Consider the following 25,915-nt stretch of genomic DNA (forward strand, 5'->3'; position numbering starts at 1 on the left):
GCTTATCTGAGGCTATCGGCGGGAGATTTGATTAGATGAATACGTTGCAAACTGTTTGGACAGGGGCAGGGTGGAGGGAATACAGCCCATTCAGAAATCCCACAAACTCATTGCAGTCAGTCATTGTGTTCTGTCCCTAATCCGTGGCGAGGGAGCTTGCTCCCGCTGGGCTGCGAAGCAGCCCTTCTTCAATCGTTCCCGTCATACAGAAGAAACCCAATGCTGCTCGACCCAGCGGGTAGCATTGGGCCTGCGGCCCTTAAGCAGGATTACTCCCCGGCGCCTCCAGCACCTTCACCACGTCGTCGATGACGGCCTTGCTCATATCCTGCAAATAACACGACGCCCAGGCATACCGATCCGTACCGCGAATCATCGCCGCGTCCTCGGCCAGGACCTTGGCAACGTGGAGCAGATCGGAAGCGTGGGACAGGGCTTCGCCGATGGGTATGCCGCTGTTGACGCGGAATAAAGGGCGGTCGGAGTGGTAGCAGAAGGGGGTTAGGCCTGGGGTTTTGAGGTCTTGCGGGTTTGGCATTGTCTGGCTCCTTGACTGTGAGAGCCGCAACCGTCCTTTCCTACGGGATTGGGTGGCGGCCATGCACGGGGTAGGAAAACCGGGAATCAAGGCACCCGGCACACCCGAAGGTGTCCCGCGCACAGCCGCCATAACGCATATCGCAGACACAGAAAAAGCGCCTGCAATAGTAAGCGAGGCGCAGCTGATACGCCTTGATTTACTTCGGGTTTCCTACGCCCGGTCGCTGAATTGGCAGCGACTGTTGAAGAGTAGTCAGCGATTGGAGGAGGGGCAATCGTGGCGCGATGCTGGCGAATCCAAAATTGCGTATCCAGATTTTACCTGGCTTGTAGCTTCTAACTGGCTGGAGTCCAGTGGTCTGAAACCTTCTTTTCATGGGGCGCTGGCGAAGCGATTACAGAAAATCGTCGATATCCACTCGTCGCCACTGTCAGTCCTGACAGTGGCGAATTTATTGTGGATACATCCAAGCTAGGTTTGTCCAGTCTGGACGCAGTGTGGAAGAAGTCATCTGGCTCAAGGTGGTCTTCAGGATGAGGCAATTTATTCTTTCCGACATCTTGGCTTTTCCAGCCTCTTCCGCTCAGTCGCATGCAACGATTCCATTGATGGAAGGGCCTGGCATGGTCATTGATGGTGAAGTATTTAGAAGTGAATACGCGGATGTGAACGGCATTCGCATGCACTATCTGGTGTGCGGTAACGGTGAAAGACCGGTACTTCTGATCCATGGCTTTCCGGGAAGCTGGAGGAACTGGGAGGCCGTGATGGGGCGCTTGGTGCGCGCTGGCTACACCCCTGTCGTTCCTGATTATCGTGGTGCCGGAGAAACGGATATTTCAGCCAGTGGGTACGACAAGAAGAACATGGCGCTGGATCTGCATGAGCTGATTAAAAAACTGCAGATGAATCGGGTTGATGTTGTGGGTCACGACATGGGTTTGATTGTCGCCTATGCCTACGGCGCACTTTATCCATACGAAACCAAACACATCGTCTTAATGGACGGCTTTATCCCGGGTATTCCAGGGTGGGAGATTCCCTTTAATGGCAATCCCGCAACCGGTATCTCGAGCAAGTGGCATTTTCGCTTCTTTGGAAGCACCGCCGAAAAAATGATCAAGGGTAAAGAAAAGATTTACCTGGACATGTTTTTCGATGAGTTCGTTTACCCAGGAAATCCCAAGGTAACGCAAGAGGTGCGTGAGGCCTTGTTGAACGACTATTCCCGGTCAGGGCGCATGGGCGCAGCTTTCAAGCTTTATTCGGCGTGGATAGAGCATGACGCAAATGACAACCAAGAGTTCGCTGAAAATAAACTGACCCTCCCGGTGCTCACCATTGGCGGGGATCACTCAAGAGGCAAGACGTTGGCCGAGCAAGTGCAGCACATTACCTCGCAACCCCATTCCTTGATCTTGCAAAATACTGGGCATTGGGTGCTTGAGGAGAAAGCGGAAGCTACCAGTCAAGCGATCCTGGATTTTTTGCGAAATTAAAGAATGCATAGGTCTTGGCGAGTTGCGACGGAGGCAGGGGGTAGGGATATCAATATCCCAGAAACAACAAAGCTCTCGTAGCGATACGAGGGCTTTGTTGCATGAGCCGCAGAACGGAAACCGGTTTGATCGCGGAAATCAGAAATCCCAGCGAGTGGCGAGCATCACGTTGCGCGGATCGCCGTAGTACGACGAGTTATAGAACCCGATATTGGTGTAGTACTTCTTGTCGAAAACGTTGTTGACGTTGAGGGTGGCGGAAACGTTGTCAGTCACTTGATACCGCGCCATCACGTCGACCAGCCAGTAAGGGTCTTGCGAGAACTTGTCGGTGGTTTTCTTCGGGCGGTTGTTCAGTAGCTGCCATCCCTCGCCCTGCCAGCGAGCGCCGCCGCCCAGAGTGAGGCGGTCCCAAGAGCCGGTGAGTTTGTAGGTGGTGTAGAAGTTGACCTGGTCTTCCGGTTCCCAGGTGGAGACCTTGGTGCCGCTCTGATCGCGAATGATCTTGTGGGTATAACCCGCTTGCAACTGCCAGCCGGGCGCCAGTTCGCCGGAGATTTCCGCTTCATAGCCTTTGGTCTTGGCGGTGATGCCCCTATAAGGGTTGGCAACCAGCGAGGTGTCTGCGGTCGAGTCGAATTCCGCGCGGTTTTCCTCATGAACCTCGAAGTAGGCCAGGCTGGTGTTCAGGCGTCCGCCGTAGAACTCACCCTTGAGGCCGAGCTCGTAGTTGGTGCCTTCATCCGGCTCCAGCATTTTGTTGCTGCTGTCTCGATATGCGGTTTGCGGCAAGTAGATTTCGGTGTAGCTGGCATAGAGCGAGTAGTTATCGTTGAGGTCATAGACCAGGCCGGCGTAAGGAATGACCTTGCCAGTATCCTTGGTGTCGCTGGTACCGGTTACCTGATAGTTGGCGATACGCGTGCCCAGCAACAGGTGCAAGTCATCCATCAGGCTGAAACGCCCGGTCATGTACACGCCCGATTGGCGGGTGGTCTCGTCGTTCTTGAAGCCGACATCGCCCCAGTCTGGCTCGATGCTGTCACCGTTCCAGTTGTAGAAGTCGATGACGTTGTTGGTGTAGGTCGGGTTGTAGTAGTCCTTGCCCACCCAGTGTGAAGAGGAGATCGACGAGCCGATGACCAGCTCATGTTCGCGACCGAGCATGCTGAAAGGGCCTGTGAGGTAGAAATCGCCGCTGTCGCTGACGGTTTCACCGGTGTACTTGTTGGCGTAGATGGAGGACAGCCCGGTCGTCGGATTGGGTTCGGCCAGCGAGCCCAGCGGGGCGTTGTAGCCATTGATCTGGTGGTTGTATTGCCCTTTGGCCACCCAGCCGTTGTTGAACGTGTGCTCCAAGGTTGCGAACGCGGTACGCGAGTACTGCTCCCACTTGCTCCACTTCGCGCCATTGTTGAAGGAGCGCGGCAAACTGATCGGATTGCCCGCGGAGTCATATACCGGACGGCTGCCCGACCAGCCTGAGCCTTTTGGATCGTTATCCTGGTAGTCCGCACCGACGGTGAGGAGGGTGTCTTCATCCAGGTCGAATTCGAGAATGCCGTAGAACACGCTGGTCTTGCGCTCATAGTGATCCATGAACGAATGCTTGTCCTGATAGGCAGCGACCGCGCGGCCACGTACGTTGCCGGTCTCCGTCAACGGGCCGCTGACGTCGATTTCCGAGCGGTAGTTGTCCCAGGAGCCCGCGCCCAGTTCGACATGGCCCTTGAACTCGGAAGTGGGCTTCTTGCGCACCAGGTTGATGGTGCCCCCAGGGCCACCGGCACCGGTCAATAGGCCGGTCGCGCCTTTGAGTACTTCGACGCGATCGTAGATCGCCATGTCAGTCAGCGTCTGCCCGGCCGAGTAGGGGGCGTTGCGGGTCATCGGGATGCCATCGTACTGGAAGTTCTGGATGGCGAAGCCGCGAGAATAATAGTTGGTACGTTCACTGTCGTAGGTGGAGACGGTGATGCCCGGCGTGTGGCGCATCACGTCATCGATGCCGCTCAGGCCGAAGTCATCCATGGCTTGGCGGGTGACCACCGATATCGATTGTGGTGTCTGTCGTGGCGTCAAGACCATGCGTGTAGCGGTTGCAATGGTGCCGGGGGTGTAGGAGCCGGTGCCTTCGGTCACCGTACCCAACTGGTTGGCAGTGACCTGCGTGGCCCCCAGTTCCAGGGCATCGTCGGTGCGGTTCGCGACCAGAACGTACCCGCCATTGCTCTGACGTTGCGCTTGCAGTCCACTGTTGGCGAGCAGGCGCGACAGCCCATCCTCGATGCTATATGAGCCTTTGAGCCCGGCTGTCGTGAGATGACGAGCCTGCTCGGTGTCGAACGAAAGAGTAACCCCCGCTTGCACACCAAACTGGGCCAGGGCGGAACCCAACGGCCCGGGGGCGATCTGGTAAGCGGTTAGGTTTTGAGCCATGACCTGAACCGGCATCAGCGCCAGGCCAGACAGGCTGGCGAGGGAAGCGCCCAGCACGGCCAGGCGAACGGCGCGCGTCAGCAGCGTCGGGGTTTTGAGGGGAAGCGGGGGCATTCAGTGATCCTTCCGTTGTCATGGCAGAAACCCGCTATATCGCGGCTTATGTCATTGACGGATGAGAATCGAAATCAGCAAGGTTGCCGGTGAAGATTCTGCGAAGCGGGTTCACACAGGTTCAATGCTGGCCCAGTAGCGCGTCAGGTAACGCACTTTCACCGGCAAGGATTTACCCAGGTTTTCCAGCACGGTGTCCGTATCATCGATGCGGAAGGCGCCCGAAATGCTCAACCCCCGAACCTCTGCGGCACAGCGCAGCACGCCCGGGCGATAGCGCCCCAACTCCTCGATGAAATCCCCCAGACGCCAGTCGTCTACGCTCAGCATTCCCTGCACCCAGGCGGTCGAACCCGCTGGCAGGGGGCGGGGGCTGCCCACCCGATCGAGATCGAACGTGACCTGCTGGCCGGTTTCCAGGCGCAGCGCGTGATCGGCATGCCGCTGCGGGCTGATTTCAACCGCGGCCTCTAGCACACCGACCCGTGTTTGCTCGGGCAGTTGTCGCACACTGAACCGGGTGCCGAGCGCGCGTACGCCCCCTTGCGCGGTCTGAACCATGAAGGGGCGCTGGGCGGGGTCCTTGGCGGTCTGCACAATGATTTCGCCTCGGAATAGCTGGATCAGCCGCTGTCTGGAGTCGAAATGGATGTCCAGTGCAGTGTCGGCGTTCAGTTCCAGTTGCGAGCCATCGTCCAGGCGCAGCGAGCGACGTTCCCGGATGCCCGTGCGCTGTTGCGCCAGCATCGAGCGGTACGGCACCTGCTCAACGGCCAGCCATGAACCGCCGCCGACGACCATCAGCATACCAAGCATTTTTAGTACGTCACGGCGTTGCGCTTGCGCTGCACCCAGGCCGGACAACGCCGCCTGCTGCGGCATCATCGCCCACTGCTGCTGAAGCTTTTCAACCCGCGACCAAGCGGCCGCATGTTCAGGGCTGGCTTGCATCCACGCTTGCCACGCCTGCGTGCGCGCTTCGCAGGCTGCACCGTCATTGAGCTGCACGTACCACGTGGCGGCCGCTTCCAGCGTCTCCAGGTTCAGGGACGAGGACATCAGTTATCCACCAGCAACAGGCATTGGGTCATGGCGCGAATCAGATGATTTTTCACCGTGGTCACCGACACGCCGAACCGCTCGGCCGCCGCCACGTAGCTCAGTCCTTCGAGCTGCACCGCCAGGAAAATTTCCCGCGTGCGCTGGCCCAGCTCATCGAGCAGGCTATCGACCGCCACCAGCATCTCGATGATGGACAAGCGAATCTCCGGCGAAACATCCACCGGTTCCGGCCGCTGGGCCAACGCCTGCAAGTAAGCCTGCTCAATGGTGCGGCGACGGGATTTATCAATCAGCAGCGAACGGGCGATGGCGCTCAGATAACTACGGGGTTCGCGGATGGGTGCGTCATTGCGCGCCGTCATCACTCGCAGGAACGTGTCCTGCGCCAGGTCCGACGCATCGGCGGCGTTGCCCAGGCGCACACGCAACCAGCCTTTCAGCCAACTGTTGTGTTCGCTGTACAACCGATGAAGAGCCGAATGATCAAGCGCCGACATGAGAGAGATACCGAGGTATAAATGATAATCGATCTCATTATTGTGATGGCGGGATATTAATGCAAGAGACTTTCCATGGCACCCACTGAATGACGTCCGTGGAAAACCTGATATCGCGAGCAAGCACTCCATGGATCGAGCAGGATTTTTACGCGCCGCGTAGCAGGCAATCGGGTCGACCTGATCCAGTGCCCGGTTCACTGAGAGTTCCGCCAGCATCCGCTTGACCTCCAGCCGCTTCTTGCGCGCATCGGAGAGCGGAGTCCGACGGAGCGCCAAAACAAAAAAACGCCAGAAGGCGGGTTTGTCAGGGGGGCAGAGATTCTGAAAGCCTTCTATGAACCTTGTATGGTGCGGCACCAGACGAACGGTAGCATTCGGCGCGGCTAGGTTTTCTGCGGGTCTGGAATTCGGTGGAAAATTTGGCGTACCCCAACTAGTAACTATAAATAAATCAGCTAGTTATGGCACTCAGTGGAATCGAACTGGGGCTTCACTGACGAGTAGCAATTTATTCAAATTGAGCCTGACCTGAAGCCTGAGCTCGCTAGCGCGTCCTAGGGTGAGCACCGCCTCAGAGCTCTGTCATCAATGCTTCAATTATTTTGTCGTGCCTTAGCTGAATCGCGTCCTTTCCCCAAAGCTGCTTATTGGCGACGAACGTGGCTATTTCTCGCTGCTGTGCGTTGTGTGTGTAGGTAGCCAGTTTCCTGGCAAATACGATATTTCCCACGGCACAGTTATGGGATTTGGAAAGCAGTAGGTAATTGCCGAGGCAGTTCAGATATTCAGAGGTGAACGTTTCATCGTATTCATCGTATCCGTGGGGCATGCCTGCGGGTTCACTCGTAGGTGCAATGTGATAATTTTTTGAAGAGAAAAATGGGGCTGAAAGTAATTAAGTGCATACAGTAAAGGTGTGCTCAATACACTGATGGTTAGTGAAGTGCCGAGTGAGGTCTTCGGAGATTAGAAGACCTCAAATCCCTCTTCGAGGTTTATAGAAATTAGTTGCCTTAATCATCACTCGGCGGAAACGAGGGAATGAAAATTTTTGGCGCTAAGTCATTTTCATCATACGGATCAACAGTTAACCAGTCGGTTATAACTGGAGGTATACCTGCGGTTGGATTAGCCCTCCAGTAATCTCGCCAATGATTATAACGATCACTCAGCGGTTTGACGTTGTCCTCGTCAAAAATAGTGGATATTAGCTCTTGAATCTGATGAACGCCGGGTGCTTCTGGGGATATATTTCGGCCGAACATTTCAGCAGTGTTAATAAGCGCTGTTGTTTCACTCAAAGTAGTGTAGAACTCAACCCTGTTTTTTTCCGTTAACTCTGCTATTGGAAGGTATGCCACTAGCTGAAGTGGAACTGCCAGCGCTTGAGGTCTGGGTTTTCCCTCTTGCATGAAGGATGGGTCGATATCTGCTATTACAACTGCTTGTTCTGTCTGCCCCAAGGCATCGTTAGGGTTGTTGTAATAAATACCCTTAGACCAGCCTGCGTAGGGAGTTATTAGGTCATGGAAAATTGATTTTTTTGAATTGTTCCAACTTTCTCTGCCAATGAAGCAACTTCCACCGATTGCTTGTTTCTTGCAAGCGGCATTGCAAAAAACTGTTGTTGCACCGCCAGATAGCAAAGTGGCTTGCCCAAATATCCAATAGTCTGCTGATCTGGAAGTCATTGCAGGTACAATGATGATAGATCTCCTACTATCGCCATCTCCCGATAGGCCTAGGTAGGCTGACATAGATATCAAATCTTCGATCAAGATGGCTTCTGCACTTTCATTTGATATCGTGTGTCCGAATTTAACGGCCAGTTTTTGTAGCTCGGCAGCTAAAGCTCTGTAGTTAACTGGACTCATTGGAAGGAAAAGCTCAGAACATATAAACTCCGTGCTATATAGTAGGTGTCTCAGTTGCTTAGAATACTCCAGAATTTCCTCAGGTTTAATTTCGCTATCAAATGCTGTTCTGGCGCCATCACTATCACGTCTCCTGATTTCAGAAAGTAGGGAGTTCGGTGAAAATAGAGGAGCTAAAGGCTCTAACAGTGGCGAGAAAACTTCAGATGCTGCAAGTGATGAGTATTTTTTTCTGCGTGAGAATGTGCAAGCCAACCGGTCCCCGTTACTCAGGTTCAACGGAGCAATAAGCGTTAATATAGAGCTGTGTTCTCCCGAAAGGTATGTTTTAGGTTTTTCTGGTGGCAAAGTGGAAAAAGTTTTCAGGTGATCTGAAAGTCCCAGGATACCGTCATGAACTTCCGCGAACCCTGGATCTGTTGTGTTGCCATATAATTTGTATGTTCCGGCCAGCACGGCAGGCATTCCTGGCTTTCTTTTAATTTGTTCTCTAAGCCACTTGATCGTGTCTGGCCTTACTGAATACTCTGGTAGTACTAGTAAGTCCACGCCAAAGCTCTTACAAGAAGACAGTGCCTCTAATAAAAATTTTCGTCTGCGAAGCTCGTAGTGACTAACAGATGAAGATCCAGTTTTATTGGGTGGAAGCTCTTTGTTCCAATCTTTGGAGTCTACTATTGGGTGGCGATAGGTATCATTTACTACCCATTGCATGATTGCTATTCGAATATGTCCTGGCGAACGCTGTCGGCGCGGTTCCCATACCCTTTCTTGAATAGAACGCCATTCTTTTCGAGTCTTATTATCCGACTTCCTTGTCTTGGATGAAATATTATTAATGTCATCGGATGATACAAAAGCGTTACTTGGCGATAAACGCTCCAAGCCCTCTTGAGTAGCAATCTGGGCATCGATAAGTTCCGAAGTGTGATCCACTGGCTTAGCGTTCGAGCCAAGAGTGGAGGAATACTCTTCAAACGATGATTGAGATGAGTCTTTAATTTCGCTCTCAAGAGCGGTACGTTGGGGGATGGGAATTAAAAGTTTGCTAAGTTTTTCATCTCGTGCACTGATCAATAAGAGATTGTCATTGCAATCAAAGGTTTCTTGCCAGATGCTCAGAAGTTTGGAACCTTGTTGTATACGTTCAGGTTTTACTCCGCTTGATAGTGCGATCTGCCAACGAGAAATAGACCATTCTTCGCCAGATATAGTTGTGAAGCTATTTTCGGAGGAGTTGAATTTCCAAGAGCCTACAGCTTTCTCTATGTTTAATTTTAAATTTGACTCTATAACTGAAAAACAATTAATTGCTTCAAGCACCCCTGGGTCGGCCCATGAAGAAAACGCATTATCGCAACTAAATTCAAATGGCCAGTCTGGATCAAGAGTAGCTTGATCATGATCACTTTTTATAGGTGTCTCGGAAAGGAGGATGGCTAGCTTTCCAATTTTATTTTTTGTTTCTATATCCCACTCGCGTTCTAAGGGCAGCTTTCGGTGTTCACCAAATAGTCCTACCCTCCCTGAAACCAAAACTAACCAACCCAAGGGTGTTATTTGGGTGAATGCTGACTCCGAGGCATTGGCTTTAACTTGTTTAATAAAATATTCATTTAGGAAAGGAATTGAATCCTCTGCCTGATCCAGCAAAAATCCGTTCTCTGTGATTTTCCACGTTTGAGTAAGCTCTCCTTCAGCGGGGTAAGGCCAATGATCTTCGCCTAAAGCCTGAATTATAAAAGCGAGCTCCCGCGCCCATGAGGAAATCGCAGCTATTTTACAACCCACAATGAGGGCGGATAAACTGCTTGCCTGCAAGGGGACTGAACGTTGTGCGTTTATTAGTTTAGAAAAACGCTCAGAGAGTTTGAAATAAGATGCAGGAATGATTCTATCGGTTGCTAGTAAGTTCTCGTCGTCACTATCTGCTAATTCTGCCCCCCAGCTGGTAGGCATTACGTTTATGACTTTTAGAGCAACTTTTTCGATGTAATGAGAGAAAAGTCCTTGTGAAAATGGATATATATTTCCGGACAGGCGAATATGCATTGCTGCTGTTTCGGCCTCACTGGATATAACATATGCAATCTCTTCAGACAGCTCCCCACCTACAGGGAAACCACGAAGAAGTTCTAGAGATCTAGCAACAGTTGCAGGTAGATGATCTTCATTCTCTAGCGGGCTTAGAACTTGATCTTTGAAATAAGTGCCGCGTAGCTTACGTAATACGTTCCTGAGTAAGTGAGTTGCCGGCTCTAGTAGTTCTTGCTTGTTAGCTGTATCTGCGGTTTTTTGGCCGAGTTCAGCAAATGTATCAATGTCACGACGAAACCCAGAAAGCTCTGATAAAAATACGCCTGTACGCCAATATCGGCCATATTGTTCAGGTACCTCTATGGTTCTCAGTCCACGTGAACCCTCTCTAACGAAGGCAAGTCCATCAAGGGATAACGCGGGGTAGCTCGGAGTGAACAAAGAAATTGTTAAAACGCTTTCATCGTTGTGATCAGGTCTGTTGTTGGTGACTAAATATGGCCAAGCAGGTACATATTCTAGCTGGCTGGAAGATGAGGTTTTATTTATTCTAGCGATCGCTTCGTATGCATCTGCTATCCACTTTAACTTCGAGGCATCGATATCAAAGACCGGCGGAGAGCTTGGAGTCCAAAAGTTGTTATTTTCTTTTAGTTCTGCTTCAAAAATTTCCAGTTTTCCAACTTGTACTATGGCTTTCCAGTTCGGTCGAAATTCAAGTGCGGAGGTGTCTGCTGTTGACACTTTAAAGGTCGGATTTTGAATACTCTCTGCATCTGCATTAAGTGATGGAAGAGTAACCCACCATATTTTTGAAATTTTTACCCAACTCGACTCGCTCGACCGATCAGAATAAAGAAGTAGGCCATGTGCTGGGATGCCTGGGAGAGGAGGGAAAGGTATTTTCGTCTCGCCATTTTGCAGTAAATGATGCCGATTAACTAATAGATGCGCCAAGGCTTCTCTAGGAGTGATCGCAGCAAATGTTTGTAATGCCAGAAGTATAACTTCTCCAGATGGATCATGATCATCACTGGCATGCTCGTCATTATCGCAGGAAGGAAGAAGACATTTAAGAATTGAAAGGTAATTATCATTGTCTAGGACGAAGGCACTTGACGGATTTTGAGACTTTTGTGATATTAGATTTAGCTCTTGTGCAAAATCCGCAAGGGGATCGGGCCCATTAGCTCCCGAGTTTATAGCCAAACAAACTATTGCTTTATGTAGCCACAAAAAAGCATCACGCAGCAGATTCCACTCTCCTAAAGGGTCACCAGATACTGTTAATCCTGTAATATTGCGGCCATTAGTTTCCGTATCTGTGATAATAGCCCTCTTGAGGGAGATTCTGAATGGAGCGTTCTGTTTCTCTATAATGCTTAACGCAAGCGAATCAGTTTTAGAAGTCTGTATTAACTGATTTGATAGTTGACTAGCCATCCATTGAATACAAATGATTCTTTGCACAAACATACGTTTGAGTTGGTGTGTACCTTGCCCCCATCCCTCAGGGCATTGATCAGAACTGGTTGAGTAAAATGGCTCAAAAAAACTCGACTCACAGGCAACTCTGGCTAGGCTAATAATGCCTTGTTGTCGAGCATTAGATTCGCTAGAGTCGAAACCGTAATCGATCTTGTTTGCTCGCTCTAATAAACTTTGTAACCCTTCCAATGCGTAAAATGATGGGTCGTCCCAAGGTAAATCCTTGTTTAACTCGAAGGGTGAATTTTGACAAACGCTATTCCAAATTTCCCAATAAACACCAATAACATTTGTGTTGTTTGCATTGTGACAAATAATCGCCGAAATGTACCATGTCCAGCGCGCTGCTTTACTAAGCTCCGAAGGCCTGAGGTCGCTAGCTCTGAGGGCAGTAAAAAGCTGATTTTTTATTATTTCAGGTGATGCCTGATATAAACGTGGGTCTCTCAATAGCTCCAGTGAACTTTGCCGAGTTATTTGCTGCTCTTGCCACGCGCCCCAGCCATATTCGAAATCTTCAATTTCGAATACTTCCGTTTCTTCGCGCGGTCCTGATACGGCTAAAGCACGCCCAGAAGTTAGCTCATCTAAGAAATCTTGAGCACTCATTGGTGCAAAACTTTCTTTTGGAACCATTTCCAGTCCCAGTGAACTGGTTACGTCTTCGACAACAGCTCTGAGCACGTTCAGGATATCGAGGCTGTCGCTAATAATTACGACGTCATCAACGTAACGCGCATACCCTGCACGTGACTGCCCTTCATAGTTGTACTCTTTGAGCTTACTCCTTATTTTTGAATCCAGTTTGAAAAGTAAACTGTTACCTAACCATGCCGATAAAACTGGGCCTTGGGGGATTCCTCGCTCACGATCAGATTTTTTTGACTCTCCTGTATCTGGGTGATAGAAGTAAAATCCAAAACTTTGATCTACAAGAAAATCTACCACAGCTCGATTACGTTCACCTATAAAACCCTTAGGTTGGAATAGAGGAGCAAAATGTTCGGAACTATCCAAGTTTGCAAAGGCGGAGCTTATGCATTCTTGAAGCATACTTTTCATTACAGAGCGTTTTATATTGTCATAATAACGCTTTAAATCAAGTCGGACCATGTGTACTTGATTCATTCCTTTGCCTTGCGAAAGGAGCGATGCTATGAATTCCTTCCAGCAATCAAAGTAAGGTCGAAATATTCCTCCCGATGATGGTGGGTGTCGACCTTCTAGAACATCCATATCAATTTGATAGGCGAAGCTTAGTGTTTCTTCAAAGGATGAGCCATTAGGTTCTCCCGTGGTTTTTTGCTTATCCAGGCTCCGGTAGTAACGAACTGCTGGGATAAATTCGCTAAATTGTAGATCTGTACCGTCGTCTAGTTGTTCAGATAGCAACTCATTAATAATATATTGTTGGGCTATCAAGTCTTCTGGGCAGGGCATCGACTTCAGTCGCGGTTCAGTCTTGCCAAATCCACGTGAAACATGCACAGCGTCAAAAGGCTCGATAGGTTGAAACTGATTTTGCTTTAAGCGCGATGCAATTCCTTCATTAAACGTTGTCGCAGCTAATGACAGCCTACGCCAAGCGGCTATATCCGAAAGAACTTCCCCCTTATTAGCGCCAGATTGGGCTAACTCTCTCGCTAAATTTAATTTCAGAGCAGCGTTTTGGTCTGGATAAATATGATAATTAGTTTTTTCTTTGAGTTTTTTCGGTTCGCTATAACTGGCTAGTTCTTGTATCCAAGTTTTTTCTTCACTTAGCGGCGAGCCATTTATAACGAGAAGCTTTCTTGGAAAACCTTGGGATACGGCTGATAGATACTGTCCTACTCGAAATTTCGCCCCGGCGGGTATTGAACTCCAAGCGTTGTCATCCAGGATGGAAGAAGGCGAGATTTTTAATTTTTCTGATATGAGTGCGAGAGCCGCAGGATGCGTAGATCGATTGAGAAAAACCTCAGCTTCATCTATGTGCTTGTAGTTGCTCAGCAGTTCGTCAGGGTCTTTCGCAGTCAATGATTCGCTGGGAATATCTTCATCGAGAACCCAAATAAATGAAATCTCAACTCGAAGTTGAGTATCCTTATTTAAAATTTTCTCTATAGATATAGCTGAACCTTTAAGGCCAGCTTGATCGCGGTCTAAAAATATTCTTAAATGAAGTGGAGAAACTTCTGGGAGGGTGTTGGCGAGGTCGATTATAATTTGTGCTTGATGTTCAGAAAGGCTTGAGCCTAAGATCGCTACTGCTGCGTACCCTAACTCTTCAAGTCTCAGACAGTCCAATAAACCTTCGCAAATATAGAGGGTGGGCTGCTTGTTGTCCTTAATAAGGAGTTTTATTCTAGAAAAAGCTTCGTGAGACCGGTACAATATACTAGATTTAGGTAGCCTAGGAGAATATAAGTACTTTGGTGATCGTGACCCCTCTTTTGTTTTGCGGCCTGCAAAGCCTACAAGTTGGTTATGTTCGTCTCGTATCGGAAATATTACTCGCTCATCGTAAAAGAAGTCTCTATACGAATCACCTAAGTTTAAATTTTGGACTCGCTCCTGAACTAGTTCTGAGGTTTCTCGTCTTATCAGTCCATTGGACTCGAACTGTTCGAGAGTGGCTCTGAATGCTCCATAGTTGTTTTTATTTTTTTCTATTTCTCGCGATAATGTTCTTGGAGGTGCTAGATAAATTTCTGCGATTGTGCTTGTGGATAGTGTAAGCTTTCTGAGGGTTAGCCAATTCTCAAGCTCTTTGCTTGAATTGGTTTTATATATTTTTAGTGCGCTTTCTAAGGTTTTGAAGTCAATATTAATCTTTGAGGATTCGTTTTTCTCGGAAGGCGACAAATTGTTTTTGGGTTTTGTTCTGAAAGTTTGCTTCGAAATAGTGTAGCCGTAAGTTTCCGCCAGCCATTTCACAGCAGTAGTAAAATCTACATTTTTGACATTTTGTACAAACTTAAATATGTCTCCGTGAGCGTGGCAAGAAAAACAGTGGTAATGGGATCTATCGCTTGAAGTTTTTTTATATAACTGCATTGAGGGATTTTTTTCGTTATGCTCAATACATAAAGATACCGATTTATCACCAACCCTCTTGACCGATAATCCCAGGCGTTCAGCAAGCTCATCAATTTCCACATTGTCAGCCAATTGCTGGATCAATTGGTGAAATTCATTCCTTGAAATTTTGTTATTCATGTTGAATTCGCATTTATGTAGATGATGGCAAAACTGTATCATTTTTTTAGGATGGCTGCATGGGAGTTGAAATACAGTTTCAATTTTTTAACTGGGTTTCCGTCCTGAGATGTATAAATTGGAGTCGTGTGTTTAGCGGTTTCAGTAAACCTCAGGTCTTGTGATAGACTGACTCTATTGATATTCCTCCATGTTCTTTATTTTTAATTCAAGGCTAAATGAAGTATTAAGCGATACTAGAAGTGAGTCATAGATTGGGCGAGTATAGGCGAAATTTTTATCACACCTATTTAACAAAATGACGATAGTGGAATATCTACTATAAAATAGGTTTTTTGTTTTTTGAAAAAATTCGTTCTACCTCGTCACGCAAGGGGCGAAAGAAGAATTTCCTCCCGAGTAGAACTAAGCATTCGTGTTCTGGGTCTAGTAGTTTGAATATTTTACCAGTGGGGTCGTCAGCCAATGTATGTGAATCAATAATAGGAGTAGGAAAAAAGTAACCAGCATCATTTGATATGACATATGTGTCTAGCTTTTCATCAAAGTGCTCCCAAGCGTTTCGAAGTTCTCTATCTGCTAAAGGTGAATTGTCAGCTATTTTATAATGCTTCCGTAGCTTTTTTCCTCGCGCTAGTCTAAGCGCGTGTTGACTATTCTTTTTTCCACTGGGCGATGGCCAGAAATAACGAGATAGTGCTCCGATGTGACCGACAGCATCTTGAACCGAGCTTATTAAAGATGCTGCGTCTGCGACATGTTCGATTAGATGGTCGTACAACTCAAACGCTGCCAAGGCCCGCTCGGCGGAATAGGATATTGACAGTGCATAAAATGAAATATGCATAGGCTGAATGCCGCCACACATGTCTAGAGTTAACTTTGCTCTCTGTTCTAACTCTTCTGGATCTAGTTCACTCATGTGAGCAACCCTTGTATGTATAGCTATTATGCTAGTCAGCAAGCAACCGCCTAGCAGTTGGACTCAAGTAGGGAATGTCTCGGCGGTAGCCGTAATGTCATAAAATAGTACTTGTAGCAAGATAACAAGTGACCTTTTGACCATCACATCGAACGGACATTCGGTACTAGTAACGCACGTGTGATGGCATAAGGCAACTGCAGAAAAGGAGGGTTTACTATCGTCCACTTTTGCTGCTTGCGACCCTTAGGAAAAACGCTCGAGTACTTTTTTGGTTATGGTTGAGAGCAACGCTGACGAAAGGTAGGACGTTGAAGCTAGGAGGGTGTATCTGGTGAGGGCCTATTTCCGAAAGTCGCGTTCAGTCTCGAGTGATGCTTGAGACCATGATCTTCCTAGTCGTAGGGCTATCAACTGAATCGTCAACCGGTAGTAGTAACGAGTTGAGCCTTTACAGCTTTGTAAGTAATGGTTCAGTACCCACACTAGGTACTTTCTCTGCCATCTCCACGGGTTATCCTTCCGCCAGCGACCCACAATCGCTGCTTGAATAATCTTGGCCTGGCGAATATGTCGCGTCCTGGTCGCATGCGATCCGGTGAGCACGCCACTAAGGAAAAGCTCCATATCGAACGGCTTGGTCATTTTCGTCCCCCGATGTAGGCAGAAACTACATCGATTCGGCCATGCCCGAGTTCGTGGCTGATCTGCTGGCGGGCGACTTTGTCGAGATTGGGATCCCGTTGATAGCAATCGCCGCCGTTGATTGGGGCTGGGTAGCCAGTGATTTGTTCATAGCGCTCACAGGCATAGGCCGCTCTCAGTTCGTGAAAGCCTTTTAGCCGATGCTGATGTAGAGCGTCGCGGACGGGCCGAACGGTCTCACGGATAAAGTCGGCATAGGTTTCGTCGCGAGCAAGAAGATTACGACTTTTATTCGGTGATACTACTTGGGCGAACTCTAACGCAGATCGTATCTGGTCGTTCACGGTGATCCAGCGGGGAACGGATGCCCCAGACCGACCGCCTTTGGTCCCCTCTTGAATGTTGATCTTCCCAATTTGCCTAGCTTCACGTTGCAGCCTTGGCAGGTCTGCCAAAATGGCCTCGCGCAGGCGAATTCCGGTTTCACGGGCTAGATACAGAATGGCAGCGACTCGATATTGCTGTTGGTCGCTGAGCGCCTCAACAACCCGCTCAATTTGCGCTCTGTCCTGGCCCTGCGGAGCCGCGCTGCGAACGCCCGAGCGCTGCATGCCTAATGCGCTCTCGGACTCGGTACTCTGACGTATTGATCACCGCGAAGCGCTGCCATTGTTCGGTTAACGCTGGACAGTCGGTTCTGCGCGGTGGCGATGCTCAGGTCACCTTGTTTGACCTGTTGGCGTAGGTGATTGGCATATTGCAGTAAGGTCGGTCTGTCTATCAGCCGAGCATCGTTGTAACCCGGTCCCTCTTCGGATCGGCACCACCGCACGAACGCCTGCCAGCGATCGCAATGCGCCTTGACCGTACCGTAATGCCCACTGCCAAACAGGTCTTTCAAAGCCTGCGGCCCGGCATAGCTCAGTTGCCGGCCATAACCAAAATTGCGGCCATCTCGCTTGCCCACCAGTGCCATGATCAAACTCCTCTCGAAGCCAAACCGTTGAAACCTTCCCCCACGTCATCCCGCCAAAAATGTTGAGTGTTATCAGGGATCAAGGCCCCTGCGACCTGTGAGGGTTGTCCACTAACGCGGGACTGACGGCTCTTTACGACCGTGAGCTTGGGCATCTCATGATCTGGCCTCCTGAACACTTCCGAAGAAGTGGGCGGGTGGAGGCTGCTCTGGCTGACGAAACCGACGCCGCGAGATCCTGAGTCGGGTGAAGGCAGCGATGCGATGACCGGGGCGTGCCTGACTGTCAGTCAGGTGCAGTCCATTCCCTGGGCTGCGGCACCATCATCGGCATCGCTGTTGCTGGTGACTTCGGTGTTTGTCACGCCGATTGTCACGAGGGGGAATGCCGCAATGCCTTGTACGAGGTGGGCTGCAGCAGAAGATCGATGGGGACAGACCACGGTTTTTGGCTAGAGTGATCGAACAGGAAACTAACCGCAGTCTGTTTCTAACTTCCTTACGCTAGACACCATTGCTGCTGACGTTTCCAATCATCTGGAAATCCCATGAGCCTCAAGTAATCCAGTTCCTGCCGATCCATGATTTCGGCCAGGCGAAGCTTCCAGTAGCTGTCTGGGCTGATCAAGTCGGTTAGGTAGGCCAGCATCGTTAATACGACGTATAGCCGCTGTTTGGGCTGAGGTCGGTCAGCGGGAGCCGTTGGGATGGCCCATTCTTTAGGTAAGGATGGTCGAATCGAGAGCTCTCGGTTCCATAGCCGTGAGTGGTGAGCACAGCAGTTACGAATGAAGGTCAACGTGTGTAGCCAAGAGGCTAATACTTCGAATGGCAGACTGAACCTGGTGGCGATAGCTTTCTTGTCGGCGCTTCTGCCTATGGCATTGAAGAGAGTAGATACCGTCCCAAGGCTGAGTTCTTCCAAGACCGCCCAAGCGGGCGGCAACTCCGGGTGGGCATAGGTTGCACCGTAATATCGGAAATAGTTGTCACGCATACGGTTTTCGATCCGTTGCTGCTGGAGCCCATCGGCGTGTCGGCCCTTTCTGATGCGGTCGATATCACGTTTGAGTTTACTGCGCTCCTTATTCATTTGCTCCCGCAATGGACGCAATAAATCGGTGTGTGAGTATGACGAGGAGAAGACGGACGCGTCAGCTATCCAGTCAGGCCCGTACTTTGGGCACATATGATTGCTGATAGTCGCTCGTATGGCGACTTCGACACGTTCGATGGCATCCATGGTGATGCGCCGCAACGTACCATCGAAGCGGTAAATATCGACGATTGCCTTCAGTGTGCTGCCGGGCTTGAAAGTATGTTGAGGGTCTGGCTCCTGAAAGGGGCGCATGTAGGGACTCAGGCGAAACAGCGTGACCACTTCGAGAAAACGCATGGCCCGATCATCGTTGGCGATGTGCAAGCCTCGTTGTTTTAGCAGTTCCAATTGCTGTTCTACGCTGAGGGCCGGTTTGTCGAAGGGCCTCATGTAGTTTTCTCCAGGCAAAAAAAACCCGCACGATTTGAGCTTGCTGACTGGGTCAACCTAGGCTTGGCGGGTGTGTTGGGGTGCATTATAGGTAGGTGTAAGAGACCGTCAACGTTGCACTGACGTGGAATTGTAACGAATAGACGTGTGAGCAAAGCTTGGTCTGTGGGTGCTGATAAGGCGGTGCTGGTCTTTATCCAGCTTCTAGGAGGTTTAAACCTTCCAGAAACAACAAAGCCCTCGCATTTCTGCGAGGGCTTCGTTTTGTATGGTGCCGGCACCAGGAGTCGAACCCGGGACCTACTGATTACAAGTCAGTTGCTCTACCAACTGAGCTATACCGGCGTGTGGGCGACGATTATAGCGATTGGGTGCGTTCTGTAAACCCCTGAATTCTGACTATTTTTGCGCAGGTCCGGCTTAGGCGCGGTGAAGCAGGTTGCGCAGTTTGTTCAGGGCGCGCCAGGTGCGGCTGTTTTGGATGGCGTGGAGTTGGGCTTCGGCCTGTTCGGCGCGGCGTAGGGCGGCGTTGAGTTGTTGGTCGGTGTCGTCGATGGGGTGGCTGAATTTGTGGCCTTTGCAGAGTTGGAAGCCGTCGAGGTTGCACGGTGGGATGTCGAAGGCGGGTTTGAGGGCCAGGTGTTCTTCGGCGAGGTAGTAGGTGTTGATGCCGTCGAACAGGATGGATTGGTAGCCGGCGTCGGTGATCAGGTGCTCCCAGGTCTGGTCGCGGGCCCACGGGGTTTCGATGAGGATGATCCAGGGGCGCCAGCGGCTGAAGTCCATGCCGCGCAGTACGGTTTCTTCGTGGCCTTCGACGTCGATTTTCAGGAAGTGGATGGGGCGGTCCTGGGCGTATTGTTCGCAGATGGAGGCCAGGGTGCGGGATTGGACGGTCTGGTGGCGCACGTCCATGCCGGCGTCGCGATGCTGTTGGGCGACGCTGGCTTCTACCGTGGACAGGCCCGTGTCGGCGATGGTGTAGAAGGTCAGGCTTTCGGCGTTTTCGCCGGCCACGCATTGCAGGTTGGTGTCGTGGGGGCGTTGCTGACAGAGGGCGTCGTAGTAGGCCGGCACGGGTTCGATGTTGATGCCACGCCAGCCGCGGTCGTAAAACGCTCGGGTGACTGAGTCATCTGTCGGATGGTTGGCGCCGACGTCGAGGTAGAAGCCGTTTTCCACCGATTGAAGGGCGCGCCACAGGCGTATGTCTTCGAAGTTTTGTGCGTAGGAAATGAACGTCACGGCCAGTCCTTGAGTGTGTCGGCATTGTGTCAATCACGATACGTGGGGCTGTTGTATAGCACGGGCGCGGCGGACGCAATTATTGGCGCGGGGCAGCACGGAATTCGGCGGTTATGTCGTTTTGCTTAGACGCTTATGCACAACGGGCTGGATGAGACGCAGGGCATCTTGCGATTTTGTGACCGCTTTCGCGTTTCGTCGCAAATGCCTGTTTTCATGGTTTTTTATCCATATGAACAAAAAATGACCAATGCTGATACGGTCAGGAAATCTCGGATTTCTTGGATCCGGGTTTATTTCATCAACAGAGTTATCCACAGGCTGTTTCGCCTCAGTAACGCTCTGCCAGCAACAGCAGATTGCGCGGCGTCAGTGGGGGTTCGCAGAAGGTGCCGAGGCGAACGTCGTAGCCTTTTTGCATGAGGAAAAGCGCCCGGTCCAGCACCAGCCAAAGCTCCAGCGGTCGTCGGAAAAGGCCTCGCAACAATTCCAGGTTGCGCACTTCGGCCAAGCGCTGATGGCCCGCTGCTTCCAAGGCGAGCCAATCAGGCGTGCCGACTGTGGATAAGTCTTTCAGGGCTGCCAGATCGGTGCAGTACTGGGCGAAGGATTTTTCCAGCCAAGCGCTGGGGAGTGACGGTGTGGGCAAGTAGTCGTTGCACCCTCTGATTTGCCGTTGCAGCAAGTCGAAGCCCAGGCGCCAGGCCATGGAGTGGTCCCGTTGTCTTCTGACGCGTGCGCCAGCGGTGACGGTTTCGGTCAGCGGTAGGCTGAGATCGTCGAGCGATAGCTGTAGGGCAGAGCCCTTGGCGGCGTCGGACAGCGCTTGATAGCGCTCGGTGTTGATGCGGTTGTAACAGCACGGTGCGATAGCCAGTTGTGCACAGCCAGCGGCGCTGGCCAGTTGCATCAAGCGTACATGTAGGTCGCCACAGGCGTGCAGGGCTACGGGTGTGTGTTCGGGGTGGAGCGCCTGGGCGGCGTCCGCCGCTAGCACGTCTTGTTGCAGGTGCGTGGCGGGCAGGTGATGGTGCTGGCTCAGCTGTTGGCCACTGGCGACCAGTGCGGGGTCGTACTCCAGGCAAGTCAGTTGCTGTTGGTCGTGCAGCAGGCGTCGACCGAGGTGACCTTTGCCGGCGCACCAATCCAGCCAGTGGGTCGGCTGGGTGGTGAAGTGCAGGCGGCAGGCGAAGGCTTCGATCTGCTGCCATTTGCGCCCGGGTACGTCGACGTTCAGGCGATGGCTTGGTGCTTCGAGTGTGCTGGCAGGCAATTCTGCGACAGCGCTCAATGTGTGGGAGATAGCGGCCAATTCCGGGAACGGTGCGGGTGCGTCTTCCATCAACCACGGCTGATGATGATCATTTTCCGCCGCTTCCAGCGAACGCTGGCGTAGCCATCTGGCCAATTCCGGGTGGGACGTTTCCCAAGGCAGCTGCAGGTGGGTGAACGGACGTGGTTTCCACAGCGCCTGGTACGCTGTGAGAAAAACGTCCAGCGCCGTGAAGCGGGCAAGCAATGCCTCGCCCGTCAGCACGCCGCTGTCAGCGCCCTTGGCAGGCATCGACGCGCAACCAGCGCTCCAACTGCTTGAAGCCTTGCACCAACAGGAAGGACATCAGCAGGTAGAACATGCCGGCGGCGAAGAAGATTTCCACTGGCAGGTAGGTCCGGGCAATGATGGTGCGGGCCATGCCGGTGAGTTCCAGCAGGGTCACGGTGCTCGCCAGGGCACTGGCCTTGAGCATCAGGATCACTTCGTTGCTGTAGGCCGGCAGGCCGATGCGGGCAGCACGGGGCAGCATGATGTAGAACAATGCCTTGGGCCGCGACATGCCCAGGGCCCGTGCGGCTTCGATCTCGCCCTTTGGGATGGCCTGGATCGCGCCGCGCAGGATCTCGGCGATGTAGGCGGCGGTGTGCAAGGTCATGGTGACCGTGGCGCACCAGAACGGGTCCCGCAGGTACGGCCACAGCGCGCTGCTGCGCACGGCGTCGAACTGCGCCAGGCCGTAGTAGACCAAAAACAGCTGGACCAACAGCGGCGTGCCACGGAAAAAGAAGATGTAGGCGTAGGGCAATGCCCGCACCTGCCACAGGCGTGAAGAGCGGGCGATGCCCAGCGGAATCGCCAGCAGCAGCCCGGCGATCACGGCGATGGCCACCAGCTCCAGGGTCAGTGTCGCGCCTTGGGCCAGCTTCGGCAGCCACTTGATGATGACGTCCCAGTTCATTGGGTGCTCCTGGCAAATCCACGGGCGGCGCGTCGTTCCAGCAGGTGCATGCCGAGCATGGCGAGCACCGTCAGCCCCAGGTACATGAACGCTGCGACCATATAGAAGGTGAACGGTTGCTTGGACACGGTCACGCCAATCTGTGCGTGGCGCATGATTTCTTCCAGGCCGATCACCGAGACCAGCGCGGTGTCCTTCATCAGGATCATGAACAGGTTACCCAGGCCCGGCAGGGCGATGCGCCACATCTGCGGCATGATCAGTCGGGTGAAGATCCGCCACTTCGACAGGCCCAGGGCGACGCCGGCCTCACGGTGGCCCTTGGGAATTGCCAGGATCGCGCCGCGAAACACTTCCGTGGCGTAGGCGCCAAAGCACAGGCCCAGGGCAATGACACCGGCGGCGAAGGCGTTGAGGGCAAGGTCAGGCATGCCCAGGTACTCGCCCAGCGCACGCATCAGGTTGACGGTACCGAAGTAGATCAACAGCACCCAGAGCAATTCCGGAATGCCACGAACCAGTGTCGAGTAAGTGCCGCCAAGCCATTGCAATGGCTTGTACGGCGAGGTCTTGGCCAAGGCGCCGAGCAGGCCGAGCACCAGCCCCAGGCACAGGGCCGAGAGTGCCAGTTTGACGGTCATCAGTGCGCCAGCGGCGAGCGCCGGGCCGAATCCGTGGAGATCGATCATCATGGGCGTGTGTTCATATCGCGGCAGGCTTTGCTAAGGGCCGGCGCTGCGGTGTGGCAGCGTCGGCCGGGTACGTCAGCATCAATAGATGTTGAACGGAAAGTACTTGTCGTTGATTTTCTTGTAGGTGCCGTCGGCGACAATTTCCTTGAGCGCGGCGTTCAGTTTGTTGCGCAATTCGTTGTCGCCCTTGCGCACGGCGATGCCGATCTTGTCGCTTTCCACCACCGGGTCGCCCTTGAATTCGTAGGCGCGGCCGGCCTCGGTTTTCAGCCAGTCATAGTTGACGTATTTGTCCGCCAGGATCGCATCGACGCGGCCAGAGGTCAGGTCCAGATAAGCGTTTTCCTGCGTGTCGTAGAGCTTGGTGGTGATGTCGCTACCCAGTTCGTCTTCCAGCCAGGTGCCGGCCAGGGTCGCCCGTTGTGCGCCGATGACCTTGCCTTTGAGCGAGTCCTTATCGGTCTTGAACTCGGCGCTTTTCGGCGCGATGAACTGCAGTTTGTTGGAGTAGTACGGGTCGGTGAAGTCCACCGCCTGCTTGCGTTCCTCGGTGATCGACAGCGAGGAAATCAGGAAGTCGAATTTCTTGGCGTTCAGGGCCGGGATGATGCCGTCCCAATCGGAGGTGACGACTTCGCACTCGACTTTCATCTTGGCGCACAAGGCGTCGCCGATGTCTTTATCGAACCCCACGACCTGGCCGCTGGCGTCCTTGTTGTTGAACGGCGGATAGGCCGCTTCGATGCCCATCTTCAGTTTATCGGCCGCCATGGCGTTGGCCGAGAAGACCAGGCTGACGGCTGCTGCCAGGAGGAATTTCTTGTAGGTCTGCATCTGTACTGCTCCGTTAGCGGTTGCTGGACATGAATTGTTTGCAGCGCGCCGAAAGCGGGTTTTCGAAGACCTGCTGTGGCGATCCTTGCTCCTCGACCAGGCCTTGATGAAGGAACACGACTTCGCTGGAAACCTGACGGGCGAAGCCCATTTCATGGGTGACCAGCAGCATGGTGCGTCCTTCTTCGGCCAGGGCGCGGATCACACTAAGTACTTCCTGGACCATTTCCGGGTCAAGAGCGGAGGTGGGTTCGTCGAACAGAATCACCTTGGGCTGCATCGCCAGGGTGCGGGCGATGGCGGCGCGTTGCTGCTGGCCGCCCGACAGTTCGGCCGGGTAGGCGTGGCGCTTGTCGGCGATGCCGACCTTCGCCAACAAGGCCTCGGCCACTTCGACGGCTTCTGCTTTGCTTTGGCCGAGCACCCGGCGTGGGGCTTCGATGATGTTATCGAGCACGCTCATGTGCGGCCAAAGGTTAAAGTTCTGAAACACAAAACCGATCTCGCTGCGCAGGCGGTTGATCTGTTTGCCGTCGGCGGCCACCAGTTCACCGTTTTTCGCGGCCTTGAGCTTGAGCTCTTCGCCGGCCACCAGGATCTGGCCCTGGTTGGGGTTCTCCAGCAGGTTGATGCAGCGCAGAAACGTGGACTTGCCGGACCCGGAGGATCCGAGGATCGAGATCACATCGCCGTCGCGGGCGGTCAGCGAGACGCCCTTGAGCACCTCCAGCTGTCCGTAGCGTTTGTGCAGGTTGCGGATTTCAAGCGCGGGCGTGGCCTGGGCCATGTGCGGTCCTCATGGTATGTGCTCCCTTGCTGTTGGCTGCCTTCCTTGGCGAGGCGGCCAAGCTAGCATGCGTCCGAATGACAGCCAACAGCGCTTCGGCTGGTAAACCGGGGATGTGTGGCAGGTTGTCGCATCGGCACAGCAGTCTGTCGCGCCATCAACAACCGAACGGCCGTTTGAACCCTGTCTACCGGTGAAAAGCCCGGGGAGTCGCGTAAAAAAAGGCGCGATGGTGCCAGCTTTGGGCGGGGGTTGGAAGGGTTAACCGGATGAGCGTGTCGCTGTGCTTTGAGTGGTTACTTGGTTTCCGCTCATAGCCAATAGATCTAAACCTTGCCGCGTAATCAAGATCAAAAGAGAACTCATGAGCTGTTTCCAGTACCTGGAGTCCTCGCCATGAAGCATAACCATTACTTTTTGCTGCCCTTCCTTCTGTTCGGCGCGCTGTTGTTCCCCATCATGCTCAACGCCACGAACCTGGCCCCGGTAGACAGTGCCGGCGTGCAGGTCCAGCCACAGCAACAGAATGGCATCACCTATCTGTCCGGTGGTATCGGCGAGGACGAAGCTCGGGCCATCGGGCAGGCCCATGGCTACAACCTGCACATGACGTTCGCGGTCGGCCCGGAAAACAAATACGTCCCGGATGTGGACGTGACCGTGCAGAACGCATCGGGACAAACATTGTTGACGCTCAGCGATGCGGGGCCGCTGGTTTATGTGCAACTGCCGCCGGGCAAGTACAACGTGGTGGCGACGCGCAACGGGGAGACGCGACGCGACACTGCTGAGGTAGGCAGCGGTGCCGCGCGCAACCTGGTGTTTCATTGGAACGGTGATGAATAGCCGAGCGGCTTATTCGCTGGTGGGTTCTTCCTGGGTCTGGCGATAACGGTCCAGCGCTTCGCTGAAGTCCTTGATGAACTCCGGTGTGCTGAGCCAGCGCTGGGCGGTCTCGCGGTCCATGTCATCGACCCACATGCGGTAGTCCACCAGCATGTCGGCGGCCAGGTTGGTCGCCGCCATGCCTTCGTTTTCAGCGTTCTTCAGGTCGAGCAGGCCTGGGCGTTCGATGATCATCACGCTCAGGGACGTAAGCAGCGTATCGAGCATTTCACTGCGGCTGACGGCCTCGGCTTCGCGCAGCTTGGCGAACAGTTCCAGCACGTAGACCGGTGGCTGGGCGGTGGCGTGGGCCGGATCGCCATACATCGGGATCGATTTGCGCCCGGTCATGCGGATTTGCTTGGCTTTGTCTTTGGCGCGCTTGGCGCGTTTTTGCTGTTTGTTCAGTGAGGCCATTGGGCTTCGGTTTCCAATTCGTTAGGGGGCGGTG

The 25,915-nt window shown here is 52.6% G+C and carries 17 protein-coding genes, 1 tRNA gene and 1 pseudogene; 2 read left to right on the forward strand and 17 right to left on the reverse strand.

The genetic code is table 11. The features are described 5' to 3' along the window. Window positions 1–259 precede the first annotated feature (259 nt). Window positions 260–538, reverse strand: a complete 279-nt coding sequence (locus tag J4E63_RS21810) for a DUF3077 domain-containing protein (protein ID WP_192262066.1) — start codon at window positions 536–538, stop codon at window positions 260–262. A 500-nt stretch (window positions 539–1,038) separates the two neighbouring features. On the opposite strand from J4E63_RS21810, the gene J4E63_RS21815 reads away from it, so the two are divergent. Further along, window positions 1,039–2,040, forward strand: coding sequence for an alpha/beta hydrolase (locus J4E63_RS21815; RefSeq protein WP_310650716.1), 1,002 nt, complete (start codon window positions 1,039–1,041; stop codon window positions 2,038–2,040). Between the two features lie 138 nt (window positions 2,041–2,178). On the opposite strand, the gene J4E63_RS21820 is transcribed toward J4E63_RS21815, so the two are convergent. The 15 genes and pseudogenes from J4E63_RS21820 to J4E63_RS21890 form a co-directional block, all read right to left on the reverse strand. Then, window positions 2,179–4,593 (reverse strand): TonB-dependent siderophore receptor, encoded by a 2,415-nt coding sequence (locus J4E63_RS21820; protein ID WP_207283342.1) that lies wholly within the window; start codon window positions 4,591–4,593, stop codon window positions 2,179–2,181. Window positions 4,594–4,704: 111 nt separating this feature from the next. Continuing rightward, window positions 4,705–5,652 (reverse strand): FecR domain-containing protein, encoded by a 948-nt coding sequence (locus J4E63_RS21825; RefSeq protein WP_259334097.1) that lies wholly within the window; start codon window positions 5,650–5,652, stop codon window positions 4,705–4,707. Then, on the reverse strand, window positions 5,652–6,152 hold the full coding sequence (locus J4E63_RS21830; protein WP_192262068.1) for a sigma-70 family RNA polymerase sigma factor: 501 nt from the start codon (window positions 6,150–6,152) through the stop codon (window positions 5,652–5,654). The genes J4E63_RS21825 and J4E63_RS21830 overlap by 1 nt, the downstream gene beginning before the upstream one ends. A 574-nt stretch (window positions 6,153–6,726) precedes the next feature. After that, window positions 6,727–7,011, reverse strand: coding sequence for an HNH endonuclease family protein (locus tag J4E63_RS21835; protein WP_258679816.1), 285 nt, complete (start codon window positions 7,009–7,011; stop codon window positions 6,727–6,729). A gap of 157 nt (window positions 7,012–7,168) precedes the next feature. After that, window positions 7,169–14,755 carry a CHC2 zinc finger domain-containing protein gene (locus J4E63_RS21840; RefSeq protein ID WP_207283344.1) on the reverse strand — a complete coding sequence of 2,529 codons (7,587 nt, stop codon included), beginning with the start codon at window positions 14,753–14,755 and terminating at the stop codon, window positions 7,169–7,171. A 319-nt stretch (window positions 14,756–15,074) separates the two neighbouring features. After that, a complete protein-coding gene (locus tag J4E63_RS21845; protein WP_207283345.1) occupies window positions 15,075–15,677 on the reverse strand; it encodes a hypothetical protein in 603 nt (200 codons plus the stop codon). A gap of 641 nt (window positions 15,678–16,318) precedes the next feature. After that, a pseudogene (locus J4E63_RS21850) lies at window positions 16,319–17,298 on the reverse strand (integrase domain-containing protein). Between the two features lie 499 nt (window positions 17,299–17,797). After that, complete coding sequence (locus J4E63_RS21855; RefSeq protein WP_207283346.1) at window positions 17,798–18,787, reverse strand: Abi family protein; 990 nt, start codon at window positions 18,785–18,787, stop codon at window positions 17,798–17,800. A 269-nt stretch (window positions 18,788–19,056) separates the two neighbouring features. Beyond that, window positions 19,057–19,132 (reverse strand) — tRNA-Thr (locus tag J4E63_RS21860). 75 nt (window positions 19,133–19,207) lie between these two features. After that, the gene (locus J4E63_RS21865; protein WP_207283347.1) at window positions 19,208–20,032 is read right to left on the reverse strand and encodes an FkbM family methyltransferase; all 825 of its coding nucleotides are present in this window, start codon (window positions 20,030–20,032) and stop codon (window positions 19,208–19,210) included. Between the two features lie 331 nt (window positions 20,033–20,363). Next, complete coding sequence (locus J4E63_RS21870; protein WP_207283348.1) at window positions 20,364–21,596, reverse strand: methyltransferase; 1,233 nt, start codon at window positions 21,594–21,596, stop codon at window positions 20,364–20,366. Further along, the gene (locus J4E63_RS21875; protein ID WP_060739629.1) at window positions 21,577–22,266 is read right to left on the reverse strand and encodes an ABC transporter permease; all 690 of its coding nucleotides are present in this window, start codon (window positions 22,264–22,266) and stop codon (window positions 21,577–21,579) included. The genes J4E63_RS21870 and J4E63_RS21875 overlap by 20 nt, the downstream gene beginning before the upstream one ends. Then, a complete protein-coding gene (locus J4E63_RS21880) occupies window positions 22,263–22,958 on the reverse strand; it encodes an ABC transporter permease (protein WP_103310089.1) in 696 nt (231 codons plus the stop codon). The genes J4E63_RS21875 and J4E63_RS21880 overlap by 4 nt, the downstream gene beginning before the upstream one ends. 78 nt (window positions 22,959–23,036) lie before the next feature. Next, window positions 23,037–23,792, reverse strand: coding sequence for an ABC transporter substrate-binding protein (locus J4E63_RS21885; RefSeq protein WP_060739627.1), 756 nt, complete (start codon window positions 23,790–23,792; stop codon window positions 23,037–23,039). A 13-nt stretch (window positions 23,793–23,805) separates the two neighbouring features. After that, entirely contained in the window at window positions 23,806–24,579 is a 774-nt protein-coding gene (locus J4E63_RS21890; RefSeq protein WP_014336086.1) for an ABC transporter ATP-binding protein, read from the reverse strand. Window positions 24,580–24,975: 396 nt separating this feature from the next. Here J4E63_RS21890 and J4E63_RS21895 point away from each other — a divergent pair, with 396 nt between their 5' ends. After that, window positions 24,976–25,425, forward strand: a complete 450-nt coding sequence (locus J4E63_RS21895) for a carboxypeptidase regulatory-like domain-containing protein (RefSeq protein ID WP_207283349.1) — start codon at window positions 24,976–24,978, stop codon at window positions 25,423–25,425. Between the two features lie 9 nt (window positions 25,426–25,434). Here the strand turns inward: J4E63_RS21895 and J4E63_RS21900 are convergent, their stop codons facing one another. Continuing rightward, on the reverse strand, window positions 25,435–25,881 hold the full coding sequence (locus J4E63_RS21900; RefSeq protein ID WP_060739623.1) for a hypothetical protein: 447 nt from the start codon (window positions 25,879–25,881) through the stop codon (window positions 25,435–25,437). Between the last annotated feature and the right edge of the window lie 34 nt (window positions 25,882–25,915).

It is taken from the genome of Pseudomonas sp. FW300-N2F2 (assembly GCF_017351655.1).
In the GTDB taxonomy this organism is placed as follows: domain Bacteria; phylum Pseudomonadota; class Gammaproteobacteria; order Pseudomonadales; family Pseudomonadaceae; genus Aquipseudomonas; species Aquipseudomonas fluorescens_AA.

Excerpts from the sequence above, each read along its gene's own strand:
- J4E63_RS21825 (WP_259334097.1), bottom strand. The coding sequence starts at position 5,652 with ATGTCCTCGTCCCTGAACCTGGAGACGCTGGAAGCGGCCGCCACGTGG.
- J4E63_RS21885 (WP_060739627.1), bottom strand. The coding sequence starts at position 23,792 with ATGCAGACCTACAAGAAATTCCTCCTGGCAGCAGCCGTCAGCCTGGTC.
- J4E63_RS21845 (WP_207283345.1), bottom strand. The coding sequence starts at position 15,677 with ATGAGTGAACTAGATCCAGAAGAGTTAGAACAGAGAGCAAAGTTAACT.
- J4E63_RS21900 (WP_060739623.1), bottom strand. The coding sequence starts at position 25,881 with ATGGCCTCACTGAACAAACAGCAAAAACGCGCCAAGCGCGCCAAAGAC.
- J4E63_RS21890 (WP_014336086.1), bottom strand. The coding sequence starts at position 24,579 with ATGGCCCAGGCCACGCCCGCGCTTGAAATCCGCAACCTGCACAAACGC.
- J4E63_RS21830 (WP_192262068.1), bottom strand. The coding sequence starts at position 6,152 with ATGTCGGCGCTTGATCATTCGGCTCTTCATCGGTTGTACAGCGAACAC.
- J4E63_RS21840 (WP_207283344.1), bottom strand. The coding sequence starts at position 14,755 with ATGAATAACAAAATTTCAAGGAATGAATTTCACCAATTGATCCAGCAA.
- J4E63_RS21820 (WP_207283342.1), bottom strand. The coding sequence starts at position 4,593 with ATGCCCCCGCTTCCCCTCAAAACCCCGACGCTGCTGACGCGCGCCGTT.
- J4E63_RS21810 (WP_192262066.1), bottom strand. The coding sequence starts at position 538 with ATGCCAAACCCGCAAGACCTCAAAACCCCAGGCCTAACCCCCTTCTGC.
- J4E63_RS21875 (WP_060739629.1), bottom strand. The coding sequence starts at position 22,266 with ATGAACTGGGACGTCATCATCAAGTGGCTGCCGAAGCTGGCCCAAGGC.
- J4E63_RS21880 (WP_103310089.1), bottom strand. The coding sequence starts at position 22,958 with ATGATGATCGATCTCCACGGATTCGGCCCGGCGCTCGCCGCTGGCGCA.
- J4E63_RS21870 (WP_207283348.1), bottom strand. The coding sequence starts at position 21,596 with ATGCCTGCCAAGGGCGCTGACAGCGGCGTGCTGACGGGCGAGGCATTG.
- J4E63_RS21855 (WP_207283346.1), bottom strand. The coding sequence starts at position 18,787 with ATGAGGCCCTTCGACAAACCGGCCCTCAGCGTAGAACAGCAATTGGAA.
- J4E63_RS21895 (WP_207283349.1), top strand. The coding sequence starts at position 24,976 with ATGAAGCATAACCATTACTTTTTGCTGCCCTTCCTTCTGTTCGGCGCG.